Origin of the sequence: Halomonas sp. HAL1, from assembly GCF_030544485.1 — a bacterium.
GTDB classification, from domain to species: Bacteria; Pseudomonadota; Gammaproteobacteria; order Pseudomonadales; family Halomonadaceae; genus Vreelandella; species Vreelandella arctica.
This window is the reverse complement of record NZ_CP130610.1, coordinates 2,610,782-2,636,560: the sequence shown is the minus strand read 5'-3', so window position 1 is coordinate 2,636,560 and position 25,779 is coordinate 2,610,782. Positions and strand designations below refer to the sequence as shown.

Annotated in this window: 23 protein-coding genes; 17 read left to right on the top strand and 6 right to left on the bottom strand. The window is 52.4% G+C overall.

The window, feature by feature from the left end; all coding sequences use genetic code 11:
- Nucleotides 1-48 precede the first annotated feature (48 nt).
- The 13 genes from Q3Y66_RS12385 (at nucleotide 49) to Q3Y66_RS12325 (ending at nucleotide 14,069) form a co-directional block, all read left to right on the top strand.
- A complete protein-coding gene (locus tag Q3Y66_RS12385; RefSeq protein ID WP_008959518.1) occupies nucleotides 49-1,170 on the top strand; it encodes a beta-ketoacyl-ACP synthase III in 1,122 nt (373 codons plus the stop codon).
- Nucleotides 1,171-1,212: 42 nt separating this feature from the next.
- Nucleotides 1,213-2,052, top strand: a complete 840-nt coding sequence (locus Q3Y66_RS12380; protein WP_008959517.1) for a VacJ family lipoprotein — start codon at nucleotides 1,213-1,215, stop codon at nucleotides 2,050-2,052.
- Nucleotides 2,053-2,060: 8 nt separating this feature from the next.
- The gene (locus Q3Y66_RS12375) at nucleotides 2,061-3,254 is read left to right on the top strand and encodes a PP2C family protein-serine/threonine phosphatase (protein ID WP_008959516.1); all 1,194 of its coding nucleotides are present in this window, start codon (nucleotides 2,061-2,063) and stop codon (nucleotides 3,252-3,254) included.
- Complete coding sequence (locus Q3Y66_RS12370) at nucleotides 3,244-3,762, top strand: STAS domain-containing protein (RefSeq protein ID WP_008959515.1); 519 nt, start codon at nucleotides 3,244-3,246, stop codon at nucleotides 3,760-3,762. Before Q3Y66_RS12375 ends, Q3Y66_RS12370 begins: the two co-directional genes overlap by 11 nt.
- A 177-nt stretch (nucleotides 3,763-3,939) precedes the next feature.
- A complete protein-coding gene (locus Q3Y66_RS12365; RefSeq protein ID WP_008959514.1) occupies nucleotides 3,940-5,136 on the top strand; it encodes a multidrug effflux MFS transporter in 1,197 nt (398 codons plus the stop codon).
- A gap of 35 nt (nucleotides 5,137-5,171) precedes the next feature.
- On the top strand, nucleotides 5,172-5,903 hold the full coding sequence (locus tag Q3Y66_RS12360; protein WP_008959513.1) for a sulfite exporter TauE/SafE family protein: 732 nt from the start codon (nucleotides 5,172-5,174) through the stop codon (nucleotides 5,901-5,903).
- Nucleotides 5,904-6,030: 127 nt separating this feature from the next.
- The gene (locus tag Q3Y66_RS12355) at nucleotides 6,031-7,044 is read left to right on the top strand and encodes a PstS family phosphate ABC transporter substrate-binding protein (RefSeq protein WP_008959512.1); all 1,014 of its coding nucleotides are present in this window, start codon (nucleotides 6,031-6,033) and stop codon (nucleotides 7,042-7,044) included.
- Nucleotides 7,045-7,197: 153 nt separating this feature from the next.
- On the top strand, nucleotides 7,198-8,448 hold the full coding sequence (gene pstC, locus Q3Y66_RS12350; protein WP_008959511.1) for a phosphate ABC transporter permease subunit PstC: 1,251 nt from the start codon (nucleotides 7,198-7,200) through the stop codon (nucleotides 8,446-8,448).
- Between the two features lie 18 nt (nucleotides 8,449-8,466).
- The gene (gene pstA, locus Q3Y66_RS12345; RefSeq protein WP_008959510.1) at nucleotides 8,467-9,633 is read left to right on the top strand and encodes a phosphate ABC transporter permease PstA; all 1,167 of its coding nucleotides are present in this window, start codon (nucleotides 8,467-8,469) and stop codon (nucleotides 9,631-9,633) included.
- Between the two features lie 26 nt (nucleotides 9,634-9,659).
- Nucleotides 9,660-10,499 (top strand): phosphate ABC transporter ATP-binding protein PstB, encoded by an 840-nt coding sequence (gene pstB, locus Q3Y66_RS12340; RefSeq protein ID WP_008959509.1) that lies wholly within the window; start codon nucleotides 9,660-9,662, stop codon nucleotides 10,497-10,499.
- A 174-nt stretch (nucleotides 10,500-10,673) separates the two neighbouring features.
- A complete protein-coding gene (locus tag Q3Y66_RS12335; protein WP_008959508.1) occupies nucleotides 10,674-11,705 on the top strand; it encodes an ArsJ-associated glyceraldehyde-3-phosphate dehydrogenase in 1,032 nt (343 codons plus the stop codon).
- A gap of 4 nt (nucleotides 11,706-11,709) precedes the next feature.
- Entirely contained in the window at nucleotides 11,710-12,921 is a 1,212-nt protein-coding gene (arsJ, locus tag Q3Y66_RS12330) for an organoarsenical effux MFS transporter ArsJ (RefSeq protein WP_035587390.1), read from the top strand.
- A complete protein-coding gene (locus Q3Y66_RS12325; protein ID WP_008959506.1) occupies nucleotides 12,918-14,069 on the top strand; it encodes an MFS transporter in 1,152 nt (383 codons plus the stop codon). Before arsJ ends, Q3Y66_RS12325 begins: the two co-directional genes overlap by 4 nt.
- A gap of 76 nt (nucleotides 14,070-14,145) precedes the next feature.
- Here Q3Y66_RS12325 and Q3Y66_RS12320 read toward each other — a convergent pair whose 3' ends face one another.
- From Q3Y66_RS12320 to arsH, 5 genes are all read right to left on the bottom strand, one after another.
- Nucleotides 14,146-16,626 carry an arsenate reductase (azurin) large subunit gene (locus Q3Y66_RS12320; RefSeq protein WP_008959505.1) on the bottom strand — a complete coding sequence of 827 codons (2,481 nt, stop codon included), beginning with the start codon at nucleotides 16,624-16,626 and terminating at the stop codon, nucleotides 14,146-14,148.
- 16 nt (nucleotides 16,627-16,642) lie between these two features.
- The gene (locus Q3Y66_RS12315; RefSeq protein ID WP_008959504.1) at nucleotides 16,643-17,161 is read right to left on the bottom strand and encodes an arsenate reductase (azurin) small subunit; all 519 of its coding nucleotides are present in this window, start codon (nucleotides 17,159-17,161) and stop codon (nucleotides 16,643-16,645) included.
- 468 nt (nucleotides 17,162-17,629) lie between these two features.
- Complete coding sequence (locus Q3Y66_RS12310; RefSeq protein WP_008959503.1) at nucleotides 17,630-18,295, bottom strand: NADPH-dependent FMN reductase; 666 nt, start codon at nucleotides 18,293-18,295, stop codon at nucleotides 17,630-17,632.
- 12 nt (nucleotides 18,296-18,307) lie between these two features.
- Complete coding sequence (gene arsB / locus Q3Y66_RS12305; RefSeq protein WP_008959502.1) at nucleotides 18,308-19,387, bottom strand: ACR3 family arsenite efflux transporter; 1,080 nt, start codon at nucleotides 19,385-19,387, stop codon at nucleotides 18,308-18,310.
- A gap of 13 nt (nucleotides 19,388-19,400) precedes the next feature.
- Nucleotides 19,401-20,138 (bottom strand): arsenical resistance protein ArsH, encoded by a 738-nt coding sequence (arsH, locus tag Q3Y66_RS12300; RefSeq protein WP_008959501.1) that lies wholly within the window; start codon nucleotides 20,136-20,138, stop codon nucleotides 19,401-19,403.
- Between the two features lie 150 nt (nucleotides 20,139-20,288).
- On the opposite strand from arsH, the gene Q3Y66_RS12295 reads away from it, so the two are divergent.
- The 3 genes from Q3Y66_RS12295 (at nucleotide 20,289) to Q3Y66_RS12285 (ending at nucleotide 23,644) form a co-directional block, all read left to right on the top strand.
- Nucleotides 20,289-20,702, top strand: a complete 414-nt coding sequence (locus Q3Y66_RS12295; RefSeq protein ID WP_035587365.1) for an arsenate reductase ArsC — start codon at nucleotides 20,289-20,291, stop codon at nucleotides 20,700-20,702.
- A 24-nt stretch (nucleotides 20,703-20,726) separates the two neighbouring features.
- Complete coding sequence (locus tag Q3Y66_RS12290; protein ID WP_008959499.1) at nucleotides 20,727-22,427, top strand: methyl-accepting chemotaxis protein; 1,701 nt, start codon at nucleotides 20,727-20,729, stop codon at nucleotides 22,425-22,427.
- 77 nt (nucleotides 22,428-22,504) lie between these two features.
- Nucleotides 22,505-23,644: an SLC13 family permease gene (locus Q3Y66_RS12285; protein ID WP_035587362.1), complete on the top strand. Its 1,140-nt coding sequence runs from the start codon at nucleotides 22,505-22,507 to the stop codon at nucleotides 23,642-23,644.
- 45 nt (nucleotides 23,645-23,689) lie between these two features.
- On the opposite strand, the gene Q3Y66_RS12280 is transcribed toward Q3Y66_RS12285, so the two are convergent.
- Nucleotides 23,690-24,877 carry an acetyl-CoA C-acyltransferase gene (locus Q3Y66_RS12280; protein WP_008959497.1) on the bottom strand — a complete coding sequence of 396 codons (1,188 nt, stop codon included), beginning with the start codon at nucleotides 24,875-24,877 and terminating at the stop codon, nucleotides 23,690-23,692.
- 126 nt (nucleotides 24,878-25,003) lie between these two features.
- Here Q3Y66_RS12280 and Q3Y66_RS12275 point away from each other — a divergent pair, with 126 nt between their 5' ends.
- Nucleotides 25,004-25,573: a TetR/AcrR family transcriptional regulator gene (locus Q3Y66_RS12275; protein WP_035587360.1), complete on the top strand. Its 570-nt coding sequence runs from the start codon at nucleotides 25,004-25,006 to the stop codon at nucleotides 25,571-25,573.
- The last annotated feature ends 206 nt before the right edge of the window (nucleotides 25,574-25,779 follow it).

The following is a 25,779-nucleotide window of genomic DNA, read 5'->3' as shown; positions in this document are numbered from 1 at the left end:
AGCCAACAATGGCCAGCCACGTCGGCAAGCCGCTTAAAGGAGATTGGCATGACACATGTGGTGATTACCGGTACAGGACTCTATACACCGGAACACGCCATTGATAATGCGGCCCTGGTGGCGGCATTTAATGCTTGGGTAGATGGTGAGAATGAGCAGCACGCCGAGGCCATTGAGCGAGGAGAACGCGAGCCGCTGGCGAACTCAAGCAGCGAGTTTATTGAAAAAGCATCTGGGATTAAGAGCCGCTATGTCCTCGATGCGTCAGGTATCCTTGACCCACAGCGTATGCGGCCTAAACTGCCACAGCGGAGTAATGACGAGCCCTCGCTTCAGTGTGAGATGGCGACCGAGGCTGCGCATCAGGCACTGGCCGCCGCTCAAGTGGATGCCGCTGATATCGAGCTAGTGATTGTTGCCTGTTCAAATCTAGAGCGTGCCTATCCTGCCGTGGCAGTTGAAGTGCAGCAAACACTGGGAACAAGTGGCTATGGGTTTGATATGAACGTGGCCTGCAGTTCAGCCACGTTTGCTTTGGAAACCGCGGCAAACGCGATAGCCTCAGGTAGCGTCAATCGCGCACTGGTGGTCAACCCTGAAATCTGCTCAGCGCATCTTAATTTTCGAGACCGTGACAGCCACTTCATTTTCGGCGATGCTTGTACTGCTGTGGTACTAGAAAATAGCGCTGTTGCCGTTGCTGATGAGCAGTTTGAAATCCTCGGTACGCGTTTGGTCACTAAGTTTTCCAACGCGATTCGTAATAATGCGGGTTTTTTAAATCGCGTGACGGACAGTGATCCGATGGCTTTGGATAAGCTGTTCGTGCAGGAGGGGCGGCGGGTATTTAAAGAAGTTTGCCCAATGGTGGCCAAGTTGATCACCGATCATCTGGCGTCCTTGGAGCTAAACGGAAGCGACCTTAAACGCATGTGGCTGCACCAAGCTAACCGGCATATGAACGATTTGATTGCCCGCAAAGTGTTGGGGTATGACCCAAGTGAAACCCAGGCACCGATCATTTTAGATCGCTATGCAAACACCAGCTCAGCCGGCTCCATTATTGCGTTTCACCTTCATCGCGAGCAATTCAATCAGGGCGATATTGGTGTGATTTGTTCGTTTGGCGCTGGCTATAGTGCGGGCAGTGTCGTCATTCGGCGGGTGTAGGTTTCTGTCAACGTGCTGTGGAATTGGAAAAAGGAAAATGTCATGTGGCAGTGGTTAAGTAACGACAAGTCAACGCTTTCGTGGCGCTCAAAAGGGCTGCCGCTACTGCTGGTGGCGTTATTAGCAAGCGGCGGTTGTGCCAGTACACAAACGGTAGAAAACACCAACCCAGACGACCCATGGGAAGGTTTTAACCGTAAAGTATTTGCGTTCAACGATGTGCTGGATCGTTACGCGCTTAAGCCGGTGGCACGAGGCTATCGCACTATTACCCCTGATCCAGTAGAGACGGGGGTAGGTAACTTTTTCTCCAATTTAGGCGAAGTACGTACCGCGCTTAATAGCGTGCTCCAAGGTAAGCCTGCTAATGCGGGCCTTGCTACCTCGCGCTTTTTGATTAACTCCACCGTTGGCATTGGCGGGTTGTTAGATTACGCAACGCTGATGGAAATTACCGCGGATAAAGAGGATTTTGGCCAAACGTTGGCGGTATGGGGCTGGGATGATTCACGCTACTTGGTGCTGCCTTTCTTAGGCCCCAGTACGCTACGTGATACCACGGGCTTACCTGCTGACATAGCCGCGTATCCGGTTACCTACGTAGAAGACGACACTGTTCGCATAAGCCTGACAGCACTCAACCTGATTGACACCCGAGCGGGGTTGCTCGACCAGGAGGAGTTGATTCGCGGTGATCGCTACCGATTTATTCGTGACGCTTACTTACAGAGCCGCCAGTTCGAGGTAAGCGATGGAAAATTGGGTGATGACCCCTTTGCCAGCGATACCTTCGACTTTGATGATAGCGACTTTGAGGACAGTGACTTTGAAGATAGCGACGCTGGTGACGACGGCGTTGGTGGCGAAAATAGCGCCGATTGAGGCTTATGATGGAGCATTCTAAGCAGTTGATCGCGGTGATCGACGAGCCGGGTCGAGAGCGCGATGCGCTGGCCGAAGCGATTACCTGCGACGGTATGTGGGTCTTTGCCGCTGAAGACATCGACCACTTGCCTGCGGATACGGCGCTGATTGTGGCCCACGCCAGAGCCGTGCCTCGCCAGCAGTGGTCGCAGCTTACGCGACGCTTACCAACGCTGGTTGTAAGTGACTCGCGCCAGGATGCTGACCTTATCAAAGCCATTGATGTTGGGCTGGTGGATTATATCGTCCACCCTTTACGCCATGCCGAGCTGCTGCGGCGCATGATCCGTAAAGCCATCGAGCTAAATGATTTGGCCTTGGAACGTGAGCGTGACCACGAGCGTCTTGCCGAGTTAAATGAGAGCTTAGAAACGCATTTGGCGCTACTGCGTATGGATCAGCAGAGTGGTGGTCATATCCAGCGGCGTTTACTGCCGTTACGCCCTAAAGTCATCAATGGGGTGTATTACGACTATGTATTTGCACCTTCTCTCTATTTATCCGGTGATTTTCTAGACTATCAACGTTATAACGATCGTTATAGCGCCTTCTATTTTGCCGATGTGTCGGGGCATGGTGCGTCGTCAGCCTTTGTCACGGTACTGCTAAAATATTTATGCAATCGTTGGTTGAGTGAGTGGGATGGTCAACAGCCAGAAAATTTACCGCCGGATTGGCTAAAGGCGATGAACCGGGAGTTACAGGGTACGGGTATAGGCAAACATGCCACCTTATTTGTCGGTGTTATTGACCATGAGACGCATACTCTGCACTATTCGCTCGGCGCTCAGCTTCCCATGCCGCTTTTAGCAGCAGAAGGAGAGCTACGGCGTCTTGAAGGCGAAGGAATGCCAGTAGGCCTTTTCCCCGATGTGGAGTATCCTTCGCTTAGTTGTGCTTTGCCGAACAAATTTTGTTTATGGCTTTGCTCAGACGGTGTATTGGAATGCTTGCCGGGTAAAACGCTCGACACGCGGCTCAAGGAGCTTGAGCAATTAGTAAGCGAGAGTGTCACGCTTGAGCAGTTGCGCGACCGGCTAGCAGAGACCAATGCTCTCCTTGCAGAAGGGGACGCAGAGTTCGATGCTAACCAGGAACGCGATGCTTTACCCGATGATCTAACAATCATGATGGTGAGCGGATTTGGTCATGCTGATTGAAGAAGGCCGCATTAAAGCGGCGTTCGATTCTGGTGTTTTTGTTTTAAAGCTGTGTGGCGATGTGCGTTTAACGCTTTGCGCGACACTCGATACCCAAGCCCAACGTCTCGCTGAGACACCGGGGTTGCGTGCCGTACTGATTGACCTGCGCGAAGCCACCAACGTGGATTCAACTGCGCTGGGTTTCTTGGCTAAGGTGGCAATGGCAGTAAAAGGGCGCTTAGAGCAGCCACCGACCATTATTGTCGATAATGATGACGTTCGAAAAATGCTTGACGTGATGGGTTTTGCGCGCTTTTTCACTCTGATGGAAGCACCTATTCAGCAAGCCACAACGCTTAACGATGCTCTCGAAGAGTTACCTGAAGAGCCTGCCGATGAAGAGGGGCTCCGTGACCGCATCCTCGAAGCGCATCGTATTTTGATGCATATGAACGAGCATAACCGCGAGCAGTTTCAGCCGCTGGTTGATATGCTTGAGTCGCAAGACGCCGCCACACATCAATAAGCATTCATCTTTAATCTGGTTTGACTTTCCTCACGCTATCGCAGTGAGTGATTCATCGTTTTCATCTACTGCGATAGCGCTGTGCCTATAGCGTTTAGCCCCGACAAGGGTCTTAAAATCGGCTATGATTAGCGGCCTATCTATTCCCGCGCGTTCGTTATCGCCGTAAGGAGACCCATGCATCTTAATCCCCGCCGCGTAGCGTTGCTAGTTGCCGCCAACACGGCGCTTGCCCCCTTTGCGATCGACGCCTACCTACCTGCGATGGGAATAATCGCCGAAAGTATCGGCGCAAGTATTCATCGCACTGAACTTTCCATTAGCGTGTTCTTGTTTGGTTTTGCGCTGGGCCAGCTCTGCTTTGGGCCGCTTTCGGATCGCATGGGCAGAAAGCCTGTACTCCTGGGCGGACTAGTGGTGTTTATGCTGGCAAGCCTGGCTATTACGATGGTCGACAGCTTGCCTACACTGCTGGCCTGGCGGTTTATTCAAGCGCTGGGGGGCGGGGCCTGCGTGGTCAACTCGGCGGCAATTGTGCGCGACTGCTTTAGTGGGCGCGAGGCCGCTAAAGTAATGTCCACCATGGCGATGATTATGATGCTGGCACCGTTGGTGGCGCCCGCCGTGGGAAGCCTATTGTTGCATGTGGCCGGTTGGTGGTTAATTTTTGTTTTCTTGGCTGTTTATGCAGGCTTTTTACTCTGGCTGTTAGGAACGCGACTGCCTGAAACTCGCGATATGTCGCTTCCTGCGGCGTCACCGCGGCAGGTTATTCGCAATTACGCCAGCGTGCTCAAACATCGTGAAGGGATGGGCTATATCTGCGCAGTAGCCGCTTCCTTTGCCGGCCTTTTTGCCTTTGTAACCGCTTCGCCGTTTCTCTATCTCGACTATTTTGGTCTATCGCCAGGTACCTATCCGCTCGTGTTTGGTGTCAACGTACTGGTCATTGCGCTCTCCAACCGCGTCAATATTCACCTGCTGCGTAAACGCACGCCACAGCAAAATCTACGCTTGGGGCTGCTTATACAGTTAGCGGCAGCGCTAGGGTTAGTAGTAGTGACGGCGTTAAATATCGCGTCACTCATGGTTGTTGTGCCACTGATTATGCTGTTCACCGGCATGATTGGGCTGATTACCCCGAACGCAATCTCTTCATTGTTGGATCATTTTGGTCATATTAGCGCTACTGCAACGGCGCTGTTAGGCGGCATCCAGTTTACCTGTGGTGCTCTCGCGGGGGTGATGGTCGGATTGTTTGAAGTTGAGCACCTATGGCCAATGGTGCTGACCATGTTGGGCGCCGCTTTGTTGGGAAATATCGGCGTACGCAAATTAACCAAGGCGCCCGTCATAAGTGATTCACAGGGATGAGTCGTAGGCATGAGCAATAAGAATGAGCAGCAGTGATGGATAGCATGTTGGCTTGGGTCAATATGCCGATGAGTACTTGGTTAGCCTGCGCAGCCGTGCTGCTACTGGGTGCCTTTGTTCAGCGGGCAACCGGTTTCGGTTTGGCCGTGATCGGAGCACCATTGCTGCTGATGCTTGAGCCACGATTGGTGCCGGTCATTTTAGTGCTGTTTGGCTTTACCGTTTCGTTAATGATGGTGCGTCACTATTGGCATGAGGTGCGTCTGGATTCCATTGGCATGGCGTTAGTGGGGCGCCTGCCTGGCAATGCGCTGGGTATTTGGCTGCTGCTCGCCGCGCCGATGTTTTTGTTAGAAAAGCTAATCGCCATCATCGTACTGTTTGCTGTGCTGGTGACGTTGTGCCGCTTTAAACTGCCGGTTAATCGAGTAACGCTATTCGGCGCCGGTGTGTTGTCAGGTATCTTTGGCACCGTTGCTGCCATCGGGGGCCCGCCCATGGTGATATTGATGCACGGCTTGCCTGCTGATCGGGTGCGGGGAAATCTGGCGGCCTTTTTCATTTTGACCTCAATGCTGACCATTATGACTCTCGCCTTCGCTAATCAGATTCAGCTCTGGCATTTTCAGGTTGCCCTTACCTTTCTCCCTGCGGTACTCGTAGGTAATGCAGTGGCGGACGCCATTGCTCATCGCTTGGATAGACGTTTACTGCAAGGCGCTTCGCTAGCATTGTGTACCTTGGCGGCACTGGGTTTACTGCTGTAAACGAAAGCGAATTCCTCACGTAGCAAAAATTCTTTCATGTATTGCTCACTGTCATGAAGTTGTCATGGAACCAGTGCAAGGTATGCCTTGCGAAGGTTAGATCCCTACATGAACAGGAGTTTTTCGCATGAACCGTATTCTAAAAACCACCGTTATCGCGGCTGCTGTAATGAGCGTTGCCGGTGTTGCCCAAGCCCGTGATCAAATCCGTATCGTAGGCTCCAGTACCGTTTACCCGTTTGCCAGCTACGTAACTGAAGAGTTCGGTGCCACTACCGGCAACCCGACGCCTGTTATTGAATCAACTGGTTCGGGCGGTGGTTTGCGTCTGTTCTGTAACGGTGTTGGCGAAGGCACGCCAGACATTACTAACGCTTCACGCCGCATGAAAGTCGCTGAGTTTGAGCGTTGTGAAGAGAACGGCGTTACCGATATCACCGAAGCTAAAATCGGTTCTGACGGTATCGTGCTTGGTCAGTCCAACACGAATGATGTTGTTGACCTGACGCTTGAGCAGATTTTCATGGCAGTAGCCGCCCAGGTGCCGGTTGATGGTGAGTTAGTTGATAACCCCTACACTAACTGGAGCGAAATTGATTCTTCGCTGCCAGACCGTGAAATCTCCATCTATGGTCCGCCAACGACTTCTGGTACCCGTGACGCTTTTGAAGAGCTAGTACTGGAAACTGCATCGCTTGAAATGGATGTTTACGGCGAAGAAGGCTACACCGATATTCGCTCTGACGGTGTTTACATCGACGCTGGCGAAAACGACAACCTGATCGTTCAGCGCTTGAGTGAAGATACCGGGGCAATGGGTATCTTTGGCTACTCATTCCTTGAAGAGAATACCGATTCCCTGAACGGTGCCACCATCAACGGTGTTGCGCCAGAGCCCGAAGCAATCAGCTCAGGTGACTACCCCGTGGCGCGTTCACTGTGGTTCTACGTGAAGAACCAGCACGCTGAAGAAGTACCGCCGATGGCTGACTACGTCGACATGTTCATGAGCGAAATGATGATTGGCGCAGATGGTTACTTGAAAGATATCGGCTTGATCGTTCTGCCTGAAGAAGAGCGCGAAGAGTGGCGTCAGGCTGTAGCAGATCGCACTACAATGTCAGTAGACGTTCTTAAGTAAGTCGTTAAGTTAGAAATGAAAGTGGCCGGCAGCGTAAGCTGTCGGCCTTTCATTTTATGACAGCGATAAATTGGCGTTTGTCACATTGCTGTAATGTTTGTGCCCCAAAGTAGTCGCCAATACGATTTCATTAAGTAATGCGAGAGAAATTCGATGCAGACTAACCAGCTTCTTCTGATTTTTTGCGGTGCGTTACTACTGCTGGGGTTGCTGGCGTTTTTTGCTGGCCGTTCAAAAGCCACCCGTTTACGCAGTGCGGGCACGGCTATGTTTGCTCAGCCAGATCAATACGCCTGGTTCACCGTGCTTTCGACCGCTGGTCCAGCCGTGGTAGTGAGTGCGCTGGGGGCTTTTGTGCTGCTTCTAATGGGCGCCGATATCCCCACGCTCTATTTGCTGTCCGCGAGTTTAGTGATTGCAGCAATAGGGCTGATGGTAAGTCTTAACCAAGTTAAACCTGATTTTCACGCCCGTCAGGCCATTGAGCGGGTTATCCGCATGGTCTTGGCCGGGGCAGCGTTAATCTCGATTTTCACTACGTTCGGCATTTTGTTCTCGATTATTTCCGAGGCGCTGCGCTTTTTCCAAATGCACAGCTTCTGGGAGTTCATTACCGGCACCACGTGGAATCCAGGCGCGAGCTTTTTAGCGTCAGCGGGTCGTGGAGACGGTAGTGGGGCTGAATTTGGTTCGGTACCGCTGTTTGCCGGTACCTTTATGATTACCGCTATCGCTATGCTGGTCGCTGTTCCTATCGGCCTGCTCTCCGCGATTTATATGTCCGAGTATGCACCACGTAACGTGCGCACCATTGCCAAGCCCGTCCTTGAGGTTCTGGCAGGTATTCCTACCGTGGTTTACGGCTTTTTTGCCGCGATTACGGTAGCGCCGATTATCGTCAATATCGCCGGTTTTTTTGGGCTCGACGCTTCTTATAATAACGCCGTCGCCCCTGGTGTCGTGATGGGCATCATGATCATCCCGTTTATCTCTTCGCTGTCGGACGATGTGATCAACTCTGTGCCCGATAGTATGCGCCAAGGGTCGCTGGCATTAGGCATGACCAAAGGGGAAACCATACGAGATGTGGTCATTCCTGCTGCTCTGCCGGGTATTATTTCAGCCACTCTGTTGGGTATGTCGCGCGCGCTAGGTGAAACCATGATTGTGGTGATGGCGGCAGGCATGCGGCCCAATCTTACCGCTAATCCGCTGGAAGATATGACCACGGTGACCGTGCGTATTGTGGCGGCTTTAACCGGGGACCAAGAGTTTGCAAGTGCTGAAACGCTGTCAGCTTTTGCCCTGGGGCTGGTGCTGTTTGCGGTGACGCTCACGCTGAACCTGGTATCTGTACTGATGATCCGTCGTTTCCGCGAAAAATACCGCGTGAATAACCTGTAACGCTGAGGAACTGTTTCGATGAGCCATACTTTTGACGAAATCAGCCAGCAGCTTAAGCGGCGTCACCGTAAGTCTGCCCGCCTTAAATGGATATCAATGGGATCGTTGGGCTTGGCAGGCCTGTTTCTGGTGCTGTTTTTTGCCGATATGCTGAGCAAGGGGTTGCCAGCCTTTCAGCAGGCGTATATCCAGACCGAGATTAGTTACACCGAAGAAGCGCAAACCGATGGACGGCAGGCGTTTGACCAAGAGTTGCTACCGTTAATCAGTCGCACGGCGGTGCGAGTAATTCCCATGGAGTTGCGCAATAACCCTGGGATGATTGGTACCAGCGAAGCGCAGTGGGTGTTGGCAAACAGTGAAGTTGACCAGTACCTGAAGGGGCACCGAAATCGCCTGAGTGAAGAAGAGCAAGCCGCTCTTGATGAGCGTGTTGAAGCAGGCCAGGTGGATCTTCGCTTCAATAGCACCTTTTTTGGCTCTGGGGATTCCAAAATCGCCGAGAATGCCGGTATTTTATCGGCAGTGGTCGGCACCGTGATGACCATGATCGTAACGCTGGCGATTTCATTTCCTATCGGGGTAATGACAGCGGTTTATTTGGAAGAGTTTGCGCCGGATAACCGTTTTACCCAGGCGATTGAAATTAATATCAATAACCTGGCCGCCATCCCTTCGATCTTGTTCGGCTTGTTAGGTTTGGCGATCTTTATCAACTTCTTCGGTGTGCCACGTTCATCGCCGTTGGCCGGTGGTATGACGCTAGCGCTGATGACGTTGCCGGTGATCATTATCTCAACGCGAACCGCATTACGTAGCGTGCCGGACTCCATACGCCATGCCGCCTTTGGGGTGGGCTGTTCGCGCTGGCAAGTGGTACGCGACCACGTTCTGCCGTTGGCAATGCCGGGCATTATGACAGGCTCCATCATTGGGCTTGCTCAGGCGATGGGTGAAACAGCACCGCTAATTATCGTCGGGATGGTGGCATTTATTCCTGATGTCGGCGCGTCCTTTACTGAAGCGGCCACCGTTATGCCCGCGCAAATATTTACTTGGTCAGGCGAGCCTGAACAGGCGTTTGTAGAAAAAACAGCCGGCGGTATTTTGGTGCTACTCACCATACTCATCTCACTCAACGCTTTTGCCGTTGTGCTACGTAAGAAATTTGAGCGCCGCTGGTAGGCCAGTGCGTTATAGAGGACATTGCTATGAATAGCCAAGCACCTGTAATGAACGACCAGCATGCACCTGCGGTTGGGCAGCCTTACACGCGTAACAATCAGGCCTGCCACGATTTGAGCATCCGGGTTCGCGATTTGAATCTGTGGTATGGCAAAAACCAAGCGTTGAATAACCTTAATATTGATCTGTTCCAGAAAAACGTGACGGCGCTGATTGGCCCTTCTGGATGTGGTAAGTCGACCTTCTTACGCTGCCTGAATCGTATGAACGATTTGATTCCTAGCGTGCGCACCGAAGGCTTGGTCGAGATGGATGGACAGGACGTAAACGCCTCCAAAATGGATGAAGTAGCGCTGCGCCGCCGAGTGGGGATGGTCTTCCAAAAGCCGAATCCCTTCCCCAAGTCGATTTATGAAAATGTTGCTTATGCGCCGCGTATGCACGATTTGGTTAGCCGCAAAGCGGAGCAGGATGAGCTAGTTGAAAAGGCATTGCGTAGCGCTGGTCTTTGGAACGAGGTGAAGGACAAGTTGCAAGAGCCCGGTACCTCGCTGTCGGGCGGTCAACAGCAGCGCTTATGTATCGCCCGCGCTATTGCCGTGCAGCCTGATGTAATCTTGATGGATGAACCAACGTCGGCGCTTGATCCAATCTCGACCGCGACCATCGAAGATTTGATGGATAAGCTAAAGGAAGAGTTCACCATCATCACCGTAACCCATAACATGCAGCAGGCCGCGCGGGTGGCCGACTACACGGCGTTTTTCCACCTGGGTGAAATTATTGAGTACAACGATACCAAAGTGATGTTCTCAACCCCCGCTAAGAAAAAAACCGAAGACTATATTTCGGGTCGTTATGGTTAATTAACGCCTGTCAAGCAGGCCCATCGTCAATCGGTGGGCCTGTTTTTCATATGTGTTTTTTTATGCATTAATATATGTTTATGCGTATATAAGCGATATCCTTTTGAGAAACTAACAGCTTTAAAACACAAACCTGGAAATAGACCCCATAGAACAGAGAGTCTTGGAGGCACTATGGCACTTCGAATTGGTATCAATGGATTGGGACGTATTGGTCGCTTAACGCTGAGAATTTTGTGGCAAAAAGTGTCGACGGGTGACGTTGAGCTTATGCACATTAATGATCCGGGCGGCGATGCGGCAACCTTTGCTCACTTATTGGAATTTGATTCGGTACACGGCCATTGGGCTCCAGGGCAGGGCATTACAGCCACTGATGACGCTATTATTTTCGATGGAAAGTCCGTTGCCTTTAGCGCTAATAAAGCAATTGCCGATAGCGACTGGTCCGACTGCGATGTAGTGATCGAATGCTCAGGTAAAATGAAAACCACTGATAAGCTTCAAGCGTATCTCGACCAAGGTGTAGGGCGGGTAGTGGTAAGTGCGCCTATGAAAGAAGCGAGCGTGCTCAATGTAGTGATGGGGGTGAACGATCATCTCTTTGATCCTTCGCAGCATAAGATCGTTACCGCTGCCAGCTGCACCACTAACTGCTTGGCGCCGGTGGTCAAAGTCATTCAGGACAGCTTTGGTATTCGTCATGGCTCAATGACCACGGTGCATGACATCACCAATACCCAAACGATTCTGGATGCCCCGCATAAAGACCTGCGGCGCGCCCGCGCTTGTGGTATGAGTTTGATTCCCACCACAACGGGATCGGCGAAAGCCATCACCGCGATTTTTCCTGAGCTAGAAGGCAAGTTAAATGGCCATGCGATTCGAGTTCCGTTGGCTAACGCCTCGCTTACCGACATGGTGTTTGAACTTGAGCGTGAAGTTACCGTCGACGAGGTGAACGCTGCTTTGAAAGCCGCAGCAGATGGCCCGTTGTCAGGTATCCTGGGCTATGAAGAGCGCCCGTTGGTGTCGATCGACTACCGCACTGACCCTCGCAGCTCCATTATTGATGCGCTGTCTACCATGGTGGTCAATGGCACGCAGCTAAAACTCTACGCTTGGTACGATAACGAATGGGGTTATGCGAATAGAACCGCTGAGCTATCCCTGATGGTAGGGCGTGAGCAGGTGGGTCGTGGCTGATTCAATGCTTACCCGGGTAAGGGCGCTACCTTTCGAGGTGCGCCAGTACATGCTGATTACCGGCAACTACTGGGCGTTTACGATCACCGATGGCGCCCTTCGCATGCTGGTGGTGATGCACTTCCACCAATTGGGCTATTCGCCGTTAGCCATCGCGATGCTGTTTTTGTTCTACGAAGCCTTTGGCGTTGTGACCAATTTGGTGGGTGGTTGGCTGGGCGCAAGGCTGGGGCTCAACCGCACCATGAACGTGGGCTTGGGTTTGCAGATTGTGGCCCTGGTCATGTTAATGGTGCCGGCAAGTCTGCTAACCGTTGTCTGGGTCATGGCCGCTCAGGCGCTATCGGGCATTGCTAAAGACCTTAATAAAATGAGCGCAAAAAGCGCCGTTAAGGTACTGGTTCCTAAAGAGAGTGCGAACGCTAACAGCTCGCTTTACCGTTGGGTAGCGATGCTGACCGGTTCTAAAAATGCGTTAAAAGGGCTGGGCTTTTTTGTCGGCGGGCTGCTGTTAACGCTGATTGGCTTTCAGGCTGCTGTGTTTGTGATGGCTGTGATGCTGGCTGGCGTGCTGCTGCTCTCACTGCTGCGCTTAAAGGCGGATCTTGGTCGGCAGAAAGTGAAGCCTAAGTTCTCCGAGATTTTCTCGAAATCACGCGCGATTAACGTGCTTTCCGCAGCACGTTTTTGTCTTTTTGCAGCGCGTGATGTGTGGTTTGTGGTGGCACTGCCGGTCTTCCTATACGACCAGCACGGCTGGACCCACTGGACCGTGGGGGGGCTGTTGGCGATATGGGTGATTGGTTATGGCGGGGTACAGACCCAGGCACCAAAATTAACCCGGCTAATTAAAGGTGATGTACGAGTGCTGACGGCCGGGTGGGCTGCAGCGCTGGCGGTGCTGGCAATTTTGTTGGCGATGCTGCCTTTGGCACAAGTAGGTTGGTTAGTCGTCGGGCTACTCGCGTTTGGGGTGCTGTTTGCGATTAATTCCAGCTGGCACAGTTATTTGATAGTTCACTTTGCCCGCGCCGATGGCGTGTCGATGGATGTCGGCTTTTACTATATGGCCAATGCCCTGGGACGTTTAGTCGGCACGCTATTGTCGGGTTGGCTGTATATGGCTTACGGGCTGAGCGCCTGCCTGTGGGTATCGGCTGCCTTAGTGGCGGCAAGCTCAGCGATGGCGCTAGCGTTGCCTCGGCAGGCCGCATGATCCGTTCTTCTGGGGTAGGTTTAACGCTAACGTTAGGAAGCGCTCAAACTCTGGCCTGGGCATCGAGCTACTACTTGCCTGCTATCTTAGCGGTGCCTATGGCCCGCGATTTAGGCATGCCGACCAGTTGGGTGTTCGCGGCGTTCTCTGCAGCCTTGTTATTAACCGCTATGCTCGGCCCCAGCGTTGGCCGTTGGATTGATATGCGCGGTGGGCGAGGTGTATTGATGGCCTCGAACGGTGTCATGGCCCTTGGCCTAATCATAATGGCGCTGTCTCAAGGTGTGTTCAGCCTAATGCTTGCTTGGCTAATCACTGGTATTGGCATGGCAATGGGGTTATATGACGCCGCCTTTGCCACCTTAGGGCGGCTATTAGGACGCAGCGCCCGGGCTTCGATTACCGGTGTTACGCTACTGGCGGGATTTGCCAGCACCATCGGTTGGCCGGTTACCGCTCTCTTGGAAAATCAGTTTGGGTGGCGTGCCGCCTGTGTCGTTTGGGCCATGCTGCATATTGTGATAGGGCTGCCGCTTAATGCACTCTTGCCAAAAGCAGGGGCTAGCCAGGCAGAACATAAGGACGAAAAACCTGTTCCACCGCCTGATCGGCCCCGCTTAGCCATGGTACTGTTAGCCTTTGTATTTGCAGCTGGCTGGTTTGTGTCGACGGCGATGGCGGCTCATCTCCCTAGATTACTGCAGGAAACCGGTGTATCCCTCTCAGTTGCCGTGGCCGCTGCCGCGTTGGTAGGACCTGCGCAAGTGGCTGCGCGGCTGGGTGAGTTCGCTTTGTTACGCCATTTACACCCTCTGGTCGCGGCGCGAGTGGCGACAACGCTTCATCCACTAGGTGCCGCGTTATTGGCAACGCTAGGTATGCCCGCTGCGGGCTTTGCGCTGCTACATGGTGCTGGCAATGGCATGATGACTATAGCGTCTGGCACCTTGCCGTTGGCTCTGTTTGGTCCTGCGGGTTTTGGCCGTCGCCAGGGTTTAATCATTGCCCCGGCGCGGGCCATGCAAGCGTTTGCGCCGCTGCTGTTTGGCCTATTGATAGAACAATACGGCGCTGGAGCTCTGTGGCTGACCTCTGGCTTGATGGTGAGCGCTCTGTTGGCGTTACTAATGATTCGCTGTCGCACCTGACGTGCTCGGGGCTCCTTTAAGTCACCAACACACTATCCTCGGCGGTTTTTTTGAGGCAGCCCCGGAGTTCCTTACCCTAGCTATAGCGTCGACGTTTGAAGGTTGCATCACGAAGGTAAGCGGGGTTTGACCCTATCCGACGAAGATTCGCCCAGGTGCCTTTGTAATAGGGGATATGGTTTCTGTCTGTCCAATCGCTGATGACATCACCCTGGACCCCATTAGGGTAGCCAAACATCATAAAGACCTGCCCCCGTTCCAAGTCAGGCTCAAGATAGGCCATGGCGGTGGTTGCACCATAGCCGTTATAAACTTCGACTATATCGCCGTTGGCGATGCCTAAGTCCTGGGCATCCTGTGGGTGGATTTCTAATGGTGCCATCGGGTAGCGGCCTTTGCGGAAAGCTAGGTATTGGTCGTGGTAAGCCGTTTGCCAGATATGATTCGTTCTTCCGTTATTGATCCAGAAGTCATAAGACTCTTTCTGCTGCTGAACCACGTCAGGGAAACCGTTCCAGGGTGATGACTGGAAATGAGCCTTGCCATCGTCGGTACTGAAATTATTGTCGGTATAGAACATCTCGGTGCCAATGAGCTTGCCATCCCGATACTCTTTGATGGGAAGTTGGACGCCATTATTGCCAGCCAAACGCAATCTTTCATAGGTGGCTAAGTGTCCTGTAGGCCCGCCTTGGCTATCAATTTCCTTTTCATGCGCCATGCGGAAACCGTCGTTGAAGGCATCCTCCTCGGTCGTCCAGTCAAATCCAGCGAAACGCTCGGCCATCGTAGTGTTACCTACGGATTCATAACGTTGCTTTAGAGCGTTAGCCATATCGGCGGCAATGAGACAATCAGGCTTAGCGATGCCGGGAGGATCCATAAAGCGTTCAGACAGCCGAAGCCGACGCTCACCGTTCATAGAGGTCAGGTTCATTTCGCCCGGATGGGTGGCTGGTAAAACCATATGTGAATATTCGGCAAACTTGGTGCGGTAAAGATCGATATCTACGATAAATAGACCACCTTTATTCTTGACGGCATCATAGACAATATCGATCAAATCTTCTTGAGAAGTGACGCCTCTCGCTTCGGCCAGCGCTTGGTTAACAATGGAAGCACGACGCTTGATGACCTGCCGGTAAGTCTCGGCATTGAGGGTGGTTTGAAACGCATTGCAGGCCCACACCGTCAACATCATGCCGTTACCTTTGATCAACTCTTGATCAATATAAGGTGCTGGGCGTCCGCCGGGGTAGGGTGGGCGCACATAGCCCTCCTGGTGACCGCCCATACGAACCACGCCGGTGCCGCGTTGACCTACATTGTGGGTAGCTACAGCCAGATTGACGATTGCGGACTGAATCCGATAGTTGTCATTTCCCCAGATCACGCCTTTCTCATAGGCATGCATGGTACGTGGGGCATGGCCACTGGCCTTAGGTTTATAGGCCCACTCGGCGGCCTTAACGATATCGGCCCGACTCACGCCGGTGATGCGACTACACTCGTCCAGTCCCATGCGATTGGCAACTAGCATTTCCTCGAAACCACTGGTGTGTTCGTCGATAAAGGCTTGATCTTGCCACCCTTGGTCTACCACATGAGTCAGCAGCCCATTGAATAAGGCAGTATCTGTACCTGGTTGGATTGCTAAATGCAGAACATTCTCCTTCCCAGCAATCGTGTCACAGATAGCGACAGTAGGGGTGCGTCGGGGGTCGACTAGAATAACCTTACCTTTGCTTACTGACTCGCCAGGAAACCATTCCCGCTTTTTAGCGATGTTAGACCCGCTTAGATTCGGCTCCCAGTGGGCCAGGAACCAGTTAGACTGAGTTTCATAAGAGTTTCCGCCGATGGAAAAGATAACATCGGCCACCTCTGCATCCTCGTAACTATTATTGAGCTCGCCAATGCCCATGTCGCGGCTGGCGTGGCATTCTGAGTTGTAGGCAGGACGGTTGTGAATACGCACCATTTTTGACTGAATGCCGTCAAAAATTAGTTTGCCGGTAGCCCAGGTGTTCTCGAAGCCGCCGCCAGCGCCGCCATGATCGAAGAGATTGAAAAACAGTTGATCCGGCCCGTCATTATCGAGGATACGTTGGGTCAAACCAGCATATAGAGCCATGGCATGTTCCCAATGGGTGTCTGACCAATCGTCCCCGGTGTAGATCATGGGATATTTGAGGCGACGCTCGCTGATGGGGGTTCCCTTCGAGTACATCACACTGGCCATTTGGCCGCCACGCGTTGAGGATAACCCTTTATTGACGCTGCACTCCTTATCAGGAACGATCATGATGCTGTATTCACGGCCATCGTGCTCTTGTATCCGATTAACCATGGCGGGGGTCATGGTTAGCTGCATGGCTGGTAGCTGTTGAGTGAAGTCGAGCCCTAGCGCATTCTGGTTAGCCGCTCTGCCGCCTTCTTGATTGGCAGGCCATTTATAGACATGGTACCCGCAGCCAACAATGCAGAAGTGACAGGCCATATTGGTCTTTTGAGCATTCACTGGAGGAAGAGGAATACGGTCTTTAAATTGTGACATTGTTGATACTCCCGAATCAGATGATATTGGCCTGACGGCCATAGATAAGACCATCAATCGACACCGCCCTCAGGGCATCTTCAGCCTCGTCATACTCCAGAATGATTCGCGGCAAATTCTCGGTCGCTTGCCCAATCACCATCTGACCAATGTTATCGGGATCGAATATGCTGTAATGACAGGGGCATTTGAAAGTTTCAGTCTCCTGGTCGTAGCTCACTGGACAGCCCATATGGGTGCATTGTGTGCTGAAAGCCACTACGTCTTTGTTCGGCCCCACGCCTCCTTTAACTTCACGGTCTCTGCGGATTACCACGCAGGGTGAGTGGATATCGGGGTAAGTGAAGTAAAGCGGTTGGTTGACCGTCAACTCGCTAAGTCGGGCGATCACCTCATTTGGGTAGGGCAGGTTTGTGTTACCCGCGGTAGAGGGATTGCCTTGCTGCGCCTGAGTGATGGGGGCCAGCGAAAGAGTACCCAGGGCGGCACTGCTGCCGGTTAACTTAAGAAAGGTGCGGCGACTCAAGCGTGTCATCGTTTGACACTCCATTGTTATTGTCGAGAAGCCCTAGCTGGGGGGAGTTATATATGGTTATCCGAATTTGTTAAGCCGAAATATAGCGTAGTTCTGCCCTACCAGGCGCGCAAGACAGAATAACTCATCACTGCTATATCAATTTCAGGCTTAGGTTTGCTGAAATTCTGATGAGTTCTTTGTGTATTTCACTTTCTTACCCGCTATTTATCAATGCAATGACGCACTCATCAGGGAAGCCCATGACCAAACTTGGGCCAGATGGCTATGTCAGATGGCTATGTCAGCTGAAGCGGGATCTAAGGCAAGTTCGTTTGCAGGCTGCAGGAATAGCTGATAATTAGCAGCGTTTCATTTGCAAATAATGGATCACCTCTGGTTTTTTTCCCAGAAGCTTTGATTATTGTCAGCATATTGCGCGATGTAGTGCAGTTGGGATTGTGATAAATAGTGACGGGCATGGAGACTTCAAGATTCACTGCCAGGCGCATTACGCTGGGCAGGAACGGTTTTAAAAGCGGGCGATACTTTCGTTGGGTCAACTTGGTTTTTATAGCTAGCGGCGGCTTCCGCCCACCACATTAGTTGGCCTAGTGTGCGGCCAAAATAACTCTCCCAACGCTCCTGATCCTGGGCAAAGTGACCGTCTTCACTCAGCGCTTCCTGGGCTTTGGGTATATGTGCCATGGCCGACACCGGCAAGCAGCCAAGCTCTGATAGAAATGTACGCATGGCAACGGCTGCACGCACGCCGCCCCACTGGCCCATCGAGTAGGTCACAATAGCGCTGGGTTTAAATGCAAACAGTGACGCGCCAAAGTGATTAAGCAGATGGCTCAGGGCAGGGCTCATGGAGTGGTTATATTCAGGGCTCACCATTACATAGCCATTGGCGTCACTGATTTTATCGGCCAACTGCGATAAATCACCCGGTGCATTGGCTTTTGCATAAGCAAAGTGGGGCTTGAATGGGTCGCTTAAATTCAGTGTTAGCGGGTCAATGATTTCGGCTGTTGTATGGGGTAGTGATGAAAGCAAGCGCTCGCAGGCTTTTGCTACTCTCTCGCCAAGGCGGGCAGGGGAAGGGGGTGTGCTAGTTCGGGTCGAACCTAGAAATATTAAATAATGAGCCATGGCATTTGTTTCCTATTGAATGTTTTCTGCTGGAAAATGGTGGCGGGTTTTATTGGCGATACGCACTAGTACTAGCATGAGCGGCACTTCAACTAGCACGCCGACGACGGTGGCCAGCGCGGCACCTGACTGTAAGCCAAACAGTGCGATAGCCGCTGCGACCGCCAGTTCAAAGAAGTTACTCGCACCGACCATAGCGCCAGGGGCTGCAACGTTATGCGGCACCCGCCAAGCCTTGGCCCAGCCGTAGGCAATAAAGAAGATCAGAAACGTTTGAATAATCAGTGGAATCGCGATGAGTACAATATGCAGCGGGTTATTCAGAATCACCTCGCCCTGGAAGGCAAATAGAAGCACGAGGGTGATGATCAAGCCAATCGGGGTGATGGGGCCAACGCGCTTCATAAAGACGTTGTCGTACCACTCTGCGCCGCGCTTTTTGATCAGGGTTTGGCGCGTTATATAACCTGCCGTCAGGGGGATCACAATATAGAGCACCACCGATAAGGCAACCGTATCCCAGGGTACCTGAATATTGGAGATGCCTAGGAGGAAGACCACGATGGGCGCGAAAGCGAACAGCATGATCAGGTCATTAAGCGCCACCTGCACCAGCGTATAGGCCGCATCACCGCGGGTTAAATAGCTCCACACAAACACCATTGCTGTACATGGTGCTGCACCGAGCAGAATCGCGCCTGCTAAATACTGGCTGGCTAACTCGGCTGGAATTAAGGGCCGAAAGACCACCATAAGAAAGAACCAGGAGATGGCAAACATGGTGAAAGGCTTAATCAGCCAGTTCACCGATGTGGTAATGATCAAACCTTTTGGCTGGCGCCGCACACCGAGTAGTGATGTGAAGTCTATTTGCGCCATCATGGGGAAAATCATTGCCCAGATAAGCACCGCGACCGGAATGGAAACCTGCGCTACTTCAAAGCGGGAAAGTGTTTCCGGTACTGCTGGCAGGAGCTGTCCGAGTAAAATGCCCGCCACAATAGCCAGTGCTACCCAAAGCGTCAGGTAACGCTCAAACAGCCCCATTCCTTCGGCAGTGGTGGGCGATGTAATATCTTGCCGTGCTGACATGGAAAGCTCCTGATTAGATAGCGCGCTGGTTAACACGCTTAGAGAGTTCTTCAGCACTCTCTTTACGTTCTGAATAACGGTCTGTCAGCAGGTCACTGCGGTCGCGCACTAACAGGGTAAATTTCACCAGCTCTTCCATGACATCCACGATCCGGTCGTAGAAAGGCGATGGTTTCATTCGGTCGTTTTCATCAAACTCCATAAAGGCTTTCGGCACTGACGATTGGTTGGGAATCGTCAGCATGCGCATCCAGCGCCCCAATATGCGCAGCTGATTGACCGTATTGAAGGACTGTGAGCCGCCACAAACCTGCATTACTGCCAATGTTTTGCCTTGAGTCGGGCGCACGCCACCTAGCGAAAGTGGAATCCAGTCTATTTGCGCTTTCATAATGCCGGTCATTGCGCCATGGCGTTCAGGGGAGCACCACACCATGCCTTCGGACCACTGAGCTAACGTGCGTAGCTCATCAACTTTAGGGTGGCTGGCATCTTCAGCATCCGGTAGCGGCAACCCTTTAGGATCAAAAATTCTCGTTTCTGCACCCATGGCGGTCAGTAGGCGTGCTGCTTCCTCAACGGCTAACCGACTAAACGAGCGCTGACGCAAAGAACCGTATAACAGCAATATCCTAGGTGCATGATCGACACTTTGTGGAACGCCTAGGTGCTCACTGCTAGGGCGCTCAAACAGCGCGTTGTCGATGTTAGGTAAATCGGTTAGATGGGGTAAATCGTTTATTGAAGACATTAGGGCTACCTGTTTAACGCCATTTAAGGTTAATGATTCTATCATATATGTTTTTTCGTATATTTCTAGCGTCGACTGCAAGCTGCAATATTGCCGTCATGAATCCAGCGTAAAGTGACAGCTATTAATTACATTAGAGGCTATTTCCTTATGTCGAAGCGCCGCGTGTTGTTTCTTTGCAACGCTAACTCTGCACGGTCCTTAATGGGAGAGGCGTTGCTTCGCCATATGGCAGGTGATCGTTTTGAATCGTTTAGCGCTGGTTCTGAACCGGATGAGCCCCATGCATTGACGCTTGATGCATTGCGAAAACAGGGACTACCCACGGAAGGTTTACGCAGTAAATCGCTGGATGAGTTTGAGAGCGAGACCTTCGATTTTGTCATTGTGCTGTGTGATAAGGCTCAGCAAGCCTGTCGGGACTGGCAAGGGCAGGCGGGTGAAGTGCTGTTCTGGGATATTCGCGACCCGCGTCTGATTGGCAAGCCAGACGCTTACGAGCAGGCATTATTGGAAATTCGTCGTCGCCTGCAGCTATGGCTGCCCCTGCATAAGTCTGCTTAATCTTACTCATAGGGGCAGGTCGAGATGAAATTGATCAATAACTTAAGCGTCAAGGCGAGTTGGACGCTGGTGCTCTTGGCGTTCAGTGGTTTGGTCGTCGTGATTGGCGCATTGGGGCTATTCGCTAATCATTTTGGCCGCGATGCATTCACGTCGCTACATCAGCGGGACATGGCGCAGGTCAGTGAGCTTAATAGTGCTTACACGCAGTTATTACGTGCGCGTATCCAAATGAATCGTGCAGCAGAGTTAATTCGCACCCCGTCGTTTGATCGTCCTGCCCCACTTATCGATGAATCTCAGCGGTTGTTGGATGCGGCGGCAGTCAACTTCGGGCAGTTTTCGGCGAGTGATTTTGAGCCTGAGCAGCAAGCGTTAGTTGATCAATTGGCCGCTGATTTTCAATCGTTCGTTAACAATAACCTTAGTCTGCAGATGATGATGCTGGAAGAGCGGGATGTCTCTGGTTTCCTGTCAGGAGAGTCACGGGTAGATGACAGCAGCCAGCAATTTGTGCAGAGTGCAGAGGCATTTTTTAACGCCTTAAACCAGCGGGGTAACGGTCTTCTCGCACGTTACGAGCAAGTATCATCGCTATTGTTTTGGGGCGTCATTGCGGTGCTGGGTGCCGCGCTGTTAGTGGTGGCGGTGGTGGTGTGGGGTGTGCGCAAGAATGTGCTTCGCCCTTTAAAAGTCATTACCGAGCATTTTCAACGTATTGCTAAAGGCGATCTATCCACGCCCGTTTCAGCTCACTCGACCAATGAAATTGGTCAGCTGTTTAGTGAGCTAGCCAGTATGCAGAGCGCTTTAACGACAACCGTCGATCGACTTACTGCTAGCAGCCAGCAGGTCTATAGCAGCAGCCAGGAAATGACTGAGCAGAACCAGCTCTTGGCCAGCCAAACCGATACCCAAGTGTCTGCCTTACAGCAAATGGCGGCGAGCCTGGAGCAGCTAACCGCGACGGTAAATCAAAATGCGGAAAGTGCGGCGCATGTGAGCCAATCGACCGCGGATGTTTCCCATAAGGCGCAGCAGGGTGACGAGGTCATTACCCAGTTTATTGCCACTATGGAGGCGATCAATGATCATTCTGAAGAGATCCAAAGCATCATCCGAATGATTGAGAGCATCGCTTTCCAAACCAATATATTGGCGCTGAACGCATCGGTTGAAGCGGCGCGTGCTGGTGAGCATGGGCGTGGCTTTGCAGTCGTGGCAAATGAAGTGCGGGCGCTGGCAACCCGCAGTGCCAATGCTGCCAGCGAGATTCGATCACGCATTGAAGCGTCGAGTGCGAGTGTCCAACAGGGCAGTGTATTGTCGCAGCAAGCGGGTGAACATACTCGTGCGATAATGCAGGCTGCCAGTAACGTGGATACGCTAATGACTCAAATCGCCAATGCCTCTGAGGAGCAGCGACGCGGCATTGAAGAGGTTAATCAGGCGGTGGTGCAAATTGATACGACGACGCAAGGAACCATGCGCTTAGTCAACCAGGCGGCCCAGAGCGCTGAAGGTTTATCCCAGGAGGCTTTGCAAATGCGCGAGTATGCTGGGCAGTTTAGTGTTGCCGAAAAAGCCGCCGGAATGAACTTGGCTGACATCAATGAACATAACGGCGAATACCCTGAATGGGAGCAGCTTAGTCATCAACAAACCCCTTTACCTAGCTCTGATGAGCAGCGCCATCGTCAAACCGATGTGATGACGTCTGCTTAAAATACTAAAAACAGTAATTTGCGTTTATTCAGAGGCAGTCAGCGCTATCATGCGGTTTTCTCTGAGCGACTAATGTTTTGCAATTGATCCAACGGCTCATCTCGCCCGTCGTCTTTATCTCTCAGCGTTTACTGAACGATCCTATGCTGCTCTCAATGAGCGGCCTATGGGTCGTTTTGTGGTGGCTGGAACCTCAGTCATTGACGGAGATGGCTGAGCGGGTGCATTGGACCACGCTTGCTGTGTTAACCGGTCTTATGCTGCTCAGCCGATCGTTGGAGCTCAGTGGTTATTTAACGCTCTGGGGACGCCAGTTATTGGCCCGTCTGAAGGGTGAAAGGCGCCTAGCGGTGGGTTTGGTGCTGTTTTCAGGTCTGCTTTCTGCCTTCGTCACCAATGACGTGGCGCTGTTTATTGTCGTGCCACTGACCCTTAGTCTCGCCAGGATGGCAACGCTGCCTATTGCGCGTTTAATTGTGTTTGAAGCGCTGGCGGTCAATGCGGGGTCATCGCTGAGCCCGATTGGGAATCCACAAAACCTTTATCTATGGCAGCTTTCAGGCCTACGCTTTGGCGCATTTCTATGGGTAATGCTACCGCTGGGTGTTGGTTTGATGCTGCTGCTCTTGCTCCTTATTCCGTTGGCGTTTCCTAAAGCATCAATACATTTGGAGTCAGCTTCTATTGCAGCAACAATACGGCACAAAAAGCCGCTATGGGCGGCACTAATCGGCTACCCGCTTTTTTTGATTGCAGTGGACATGGGCTGGGTGTTGCCAGCGATGGCCGGCGTAATGCTAGCGATGTTATTGGTGGCCCGGCGAGCGGTGTTCAGCATCGATTGGATGCTGCTGGTAGTGTTCGTATTAATGTTCATCAATTTAAGTGTCATCGGTGAGTTAACCGTCGTACAGCAGGCAATAAATACTATGCGTCAGTGGCCCGGTGGCGATATCAGCGTAGGGATACTGCTTTCACAAATTATTTCCAACGTGCCAGCAACGCTGCTACTCGCGGAGCAGAGTGAGTGGCAGCCGCTTGCCTGGGGCGTCAGTGTCGGTGGTTTTGGTTTGGCGGTAGGTTCAATGGCTAATTTAATTGCCCTGCGCTTGGCTTGTCAGCCTGGCATTTGGACAGAGTTTCACCGTTGGTCTCTGCCTATGTTAGGCCTTGCTTGGCTGTTTGCTGCGCTTTGGAAAAACGCCCTGTCGTTGTAGCGACAGGGCGGTACCCTCTCGGGATTAAATCCTTGCGAGGAGTGGTTAGTCGATTAGCTCGACGGCGACGGCCGTCGCTTCGCCGCCGCCGATGCACAGGCTGGCAATGCCGCGTTTGCCGCCTTTGGTGCGCAGTGCATGAATCAACGTGGCAATAATGCGCGAGCCGGTTGAGCCAATCGGGTGGCCCTGGGCGCAGGCACCACCGAAAACATTCACCTTGTTATGGGGCAGGCCTAGATCATCCATCGCCATCAGTGTCACCACGGCAAAAGCTTCGTTGATCTCAAATAGATCGACATCATTAACGCCCCAGCCTAGCTTTTTCATCAGCTTTTCAATCGCACCCACCGGCGCGATAGTGAACTCGCTTGGGTGGCGTGAATGGGTAGTGTGGCCAAGCATGCGTGCTAAAGGTTTAAGGCCGTGCTGATCCGCGGCTTCCTGACTGGCCAAAATCAGCGCCGAGGCACCGTCGGAAATCGAACTGGCGTTGGCAGCGGTAATGGTGCCATCTTTGGCGAAAGCAGGGCGCAACTGGCGGATTTTGTCGAGTTTAGCTTGGAAGGGCTGCTCGTCGTGCTCGACCAGATGTTCACCCTGGCGTGTGGAGACCGTGACGGGGGCCATCTCAGCGTTTAAGTGGCCTGCGTTAGTGGCCGCCATGGCGCGCTCAAGCGAGGCAATGGCAAAATCGTCCAGGCGTTCGCGCGTATAGCCACGCTCTGTGGCGACATCTTGAGCAAACACGCCCATCAGCTTGCCCGTTTCGGCGTCTTCAAGCCCATCCAAAAACATATGGTCTTTAAGCTCGCCGTGTCCCAACCGGTAACCGCCGCGTGCCTTGGTCAGCACGTGCGGGGCGTTAGACATGGACTCCATCCCGCCCGCCAGCAAAATATCTCCGCTGCCTGCTTTGATTAAATCATGGGCAAGCATGGTAGCTTTCATGCCAGAGCCACACAGCTTATTGATGGTGGTGGCGCCATTGGCATCGGGAATGCCCGCTTGACGCATCGCCTGGCGCGCTGGGCCCTGCTTAACGCCTGCTGGTAGTACGCAGCCCATTATCCCTTCGCTTATCAGAGCGGGGTCAATACGCGCCTCTTCAATGGCTGCTTTGATGGCGATTGCGCCAAGCTCTGGTGCCGACATGCTCGAAAGGCTGCCCATCATGCCGCCCATAGGGGTGCGTTTGGCGGCGAGAAATACAACGTCAGTGGGGCTGCTCATGGTCAATCTCCTTCAGATTTATTGTGATTATCAGGTTGCGTAGTGGGTGATACGTTGACCCGTAGGCGGTGCTGTGGTTTTCTCCAGAGTAACCAAGCAAGCGCTAGTGTAAATAACATGAATGTAATGAATGCATCACCTCGCCGCAAGGAGTTGACGCGCCTTGCCGCCCAGCTCTTCGTTCAAGAGGGCTTTGATCGCACCACCGTGCGTATGCTGGCGCAGGAAATGGGCATTAAGTCCGGTAGCCTGTTCCATCACTTTAAAGATAAGCAGGAAATCCTCGCTGCTGTGATCGAAGAGGGCACTCAAAACGCCTTGTTAATCGCACGTAAAGCGCTGGATGAGTGTGCCTCTGACCCTGAAGTGCGCCTGCGCGTTATGGCGCGTGCCCATCTCGAAACGCTTTTTACTGACCGTAATGCCCATGTAGTGGCACTCTTTGAGTGGCGTCGACTCGATCCTGATGCGAGTGCTCATTTAAGTCATTTACGCGATGCCTACGAAGCGCTGTGGGTTACTGTCATCGATGATGCTTTAGAAGCAGGGCTGATTCATGGAGACCGCTTCCTGGTCTCGCGCTTCGTGCTCGGGGCACTGAATTGGACCGTACGCTGGTATGATCCTAATGGTCCCCGTTCCCCTGATGATCTCGCTGATGAGCTTGTCGCCATGATTATGCCCCCGCCTGCTTGAACTGCTTGCGCTATACAGCTTCCTACCAACGTCTAACGCTTTAATTCATCAGAGTGCTTGCTCTCTACGACGATTACTTTTAGCGTTGTTTTTAACTTAAAGCTTCCGTTAACGTCAACGGATAGTTTTGGCGACCTTGCTTGCGCCCTACCTGTATTACTTTGCGCTCATTACTAACAACAATGACCCACCACATTAGAGAGCCA

Coding starts and splice junctions, on each gene's coding strand:
- Q3Y66_RS12370 (WP_008959515.1), top strand. CDS start 3,244: ATGCTGATTGAAGAAGGCCGCATTAAAGCGGCGTTCGATTCTGGTGTT.
- Q3Y66_RS12365 (WP_008959514.1), top strand. CDS start 3,940: ATGCATCTTAATCCCCGCCGCGTAGCGTTGCTAGTTGCCGCCAACACG.
- Q3Y66_RS12380 (WP_008959517.1), top strand. CDS start 1,213: ATGTGGCAGTGGTTAAGTAACGACAAGTCAACGCTTTCGTGGCGCTCA.
- Q3Y66_RS12290 (WP_008959499.1), top strand. CDS start 20,727: ATGAAATTGATCAATAACTTAAGCGTCAAGGCGAGTTGGACGCTGGTG.
- arsH (WP_008959501.1), bottom strand. CDS start 20,138: ATGTCTTCAATAAACGATTTACCCCATCTAACCGATTTACCTAACATC.
- Q3Y66_RS12275 (WP_035587360.1), top strand. CDS start 25,004: ATGAATGCATCACCTCGCCGCAAGGAGTTGACGCGCCTTGCCGCCCAG.
- Q3Y66_RS12375 (WP_008959516.1), top strand. CDS start 2,061: ATGGAGCATTCTAAGCAGTTGATCGCGGTGATCGACGAGCCGGGTCGA.
- Q3Y66_RS12315 (WP_008959504.1), bottom strand. CDS start 17,161: ATGACACGCTTGAGTCGCCGCACCTTTCTTAAGTTAACCGGCAGCAGT.
- pstC (WP_008959511.1), top strand. CDS start 7,198: ATGCAGACTAACCAGCTTCTTCTGATTTTTTGCGGTGCGTTACTACTG.
- pstB (WP_008959509.1), top strand. CDS start 9,660: ATGAATAGCCAAGCACCTGTAATGAACGACCAGCATGCACCTGCGGTT.
- arsB (WP_008959502.1), bottom strand. CDS start 19,387: ATGTCAGCACGGCAAGATATTACATCGCCCACCACTGCCGAAGGAATG.
- Q3Y66_RS12280 (WP_008959497.1), bottom strand. CDS start 24,877: ATGAGCAGCCCCACTGACGTTGTATTTCTCGCCGCCAAACGCACCCCT.
- Q3Y66_RS12360 (WP_008959513.1), top strand. CDS start 5,172: ATGGATAGCATGTTGGCTTGGGTCAATATGCCGATGAGTACTTGGTTA.
- Q3Y66_RS12325 (WP_008959506.1), top strand. CDS start 12,918: ATGATCCGTTCTTCTGGGGTAGGTTTAACGCTAACGTTAGGAAGCGCT.
- Q3Y66_RS12385 (WP_008959518.1), top strand. CDS start 49: ATGACACATGTGGTGATTACCGGTACAGGACTCTATACACCGGAACAC.
- pstA (WP_008959510.1), top strand. CDS start 8,467: ATGAGCCATACTTTTGACGAAATCAGCCAGCAGCTTAAGCGGCGTCAC.
- Q3Y66_RS12310 (WP_008959503.1), bottom strand. CDS start 18,295: ATGGCTCATTATTTAATATTTCTAGGTTCGACCCGAACTAGCACACCC.
- Q3Y66_RS12355 (WP_008959512.1), top strand. CDS start 6,031: ATGAACCGTATTCTAAAAACCACCGTTATCGCGGCTGCTGTAATGAGC.
- Q3Y66_RS12335 (WP_008959508.1), top strand. CDS start 10,674: ATGGCACTTCGAATTGGTATCAATGGATTGGGACGTATTGGTCGCTTA.
- arsJ (WP_035587390.1), top strand. CDS start 11,710: ATGCTTACCCGGGTAAGGGCGCTACCTTTCGAGGTGCGCCAGTACATG.
- Q3Y66_RS12295 (WP_035587365.1), top strand. CDS start 20,289: ATGTCGAAGCGCCGCGTGTTGTTTCTTTGCAACGCTAACTCTGCACGG.
- Q3Y66_RS12320 (WP_008959505.1), bottom strand. CDS start 16,626: ATGTCACAATTTAAAGACCGTATTCCTCTTCCTCCAGTGAATGCTCAA.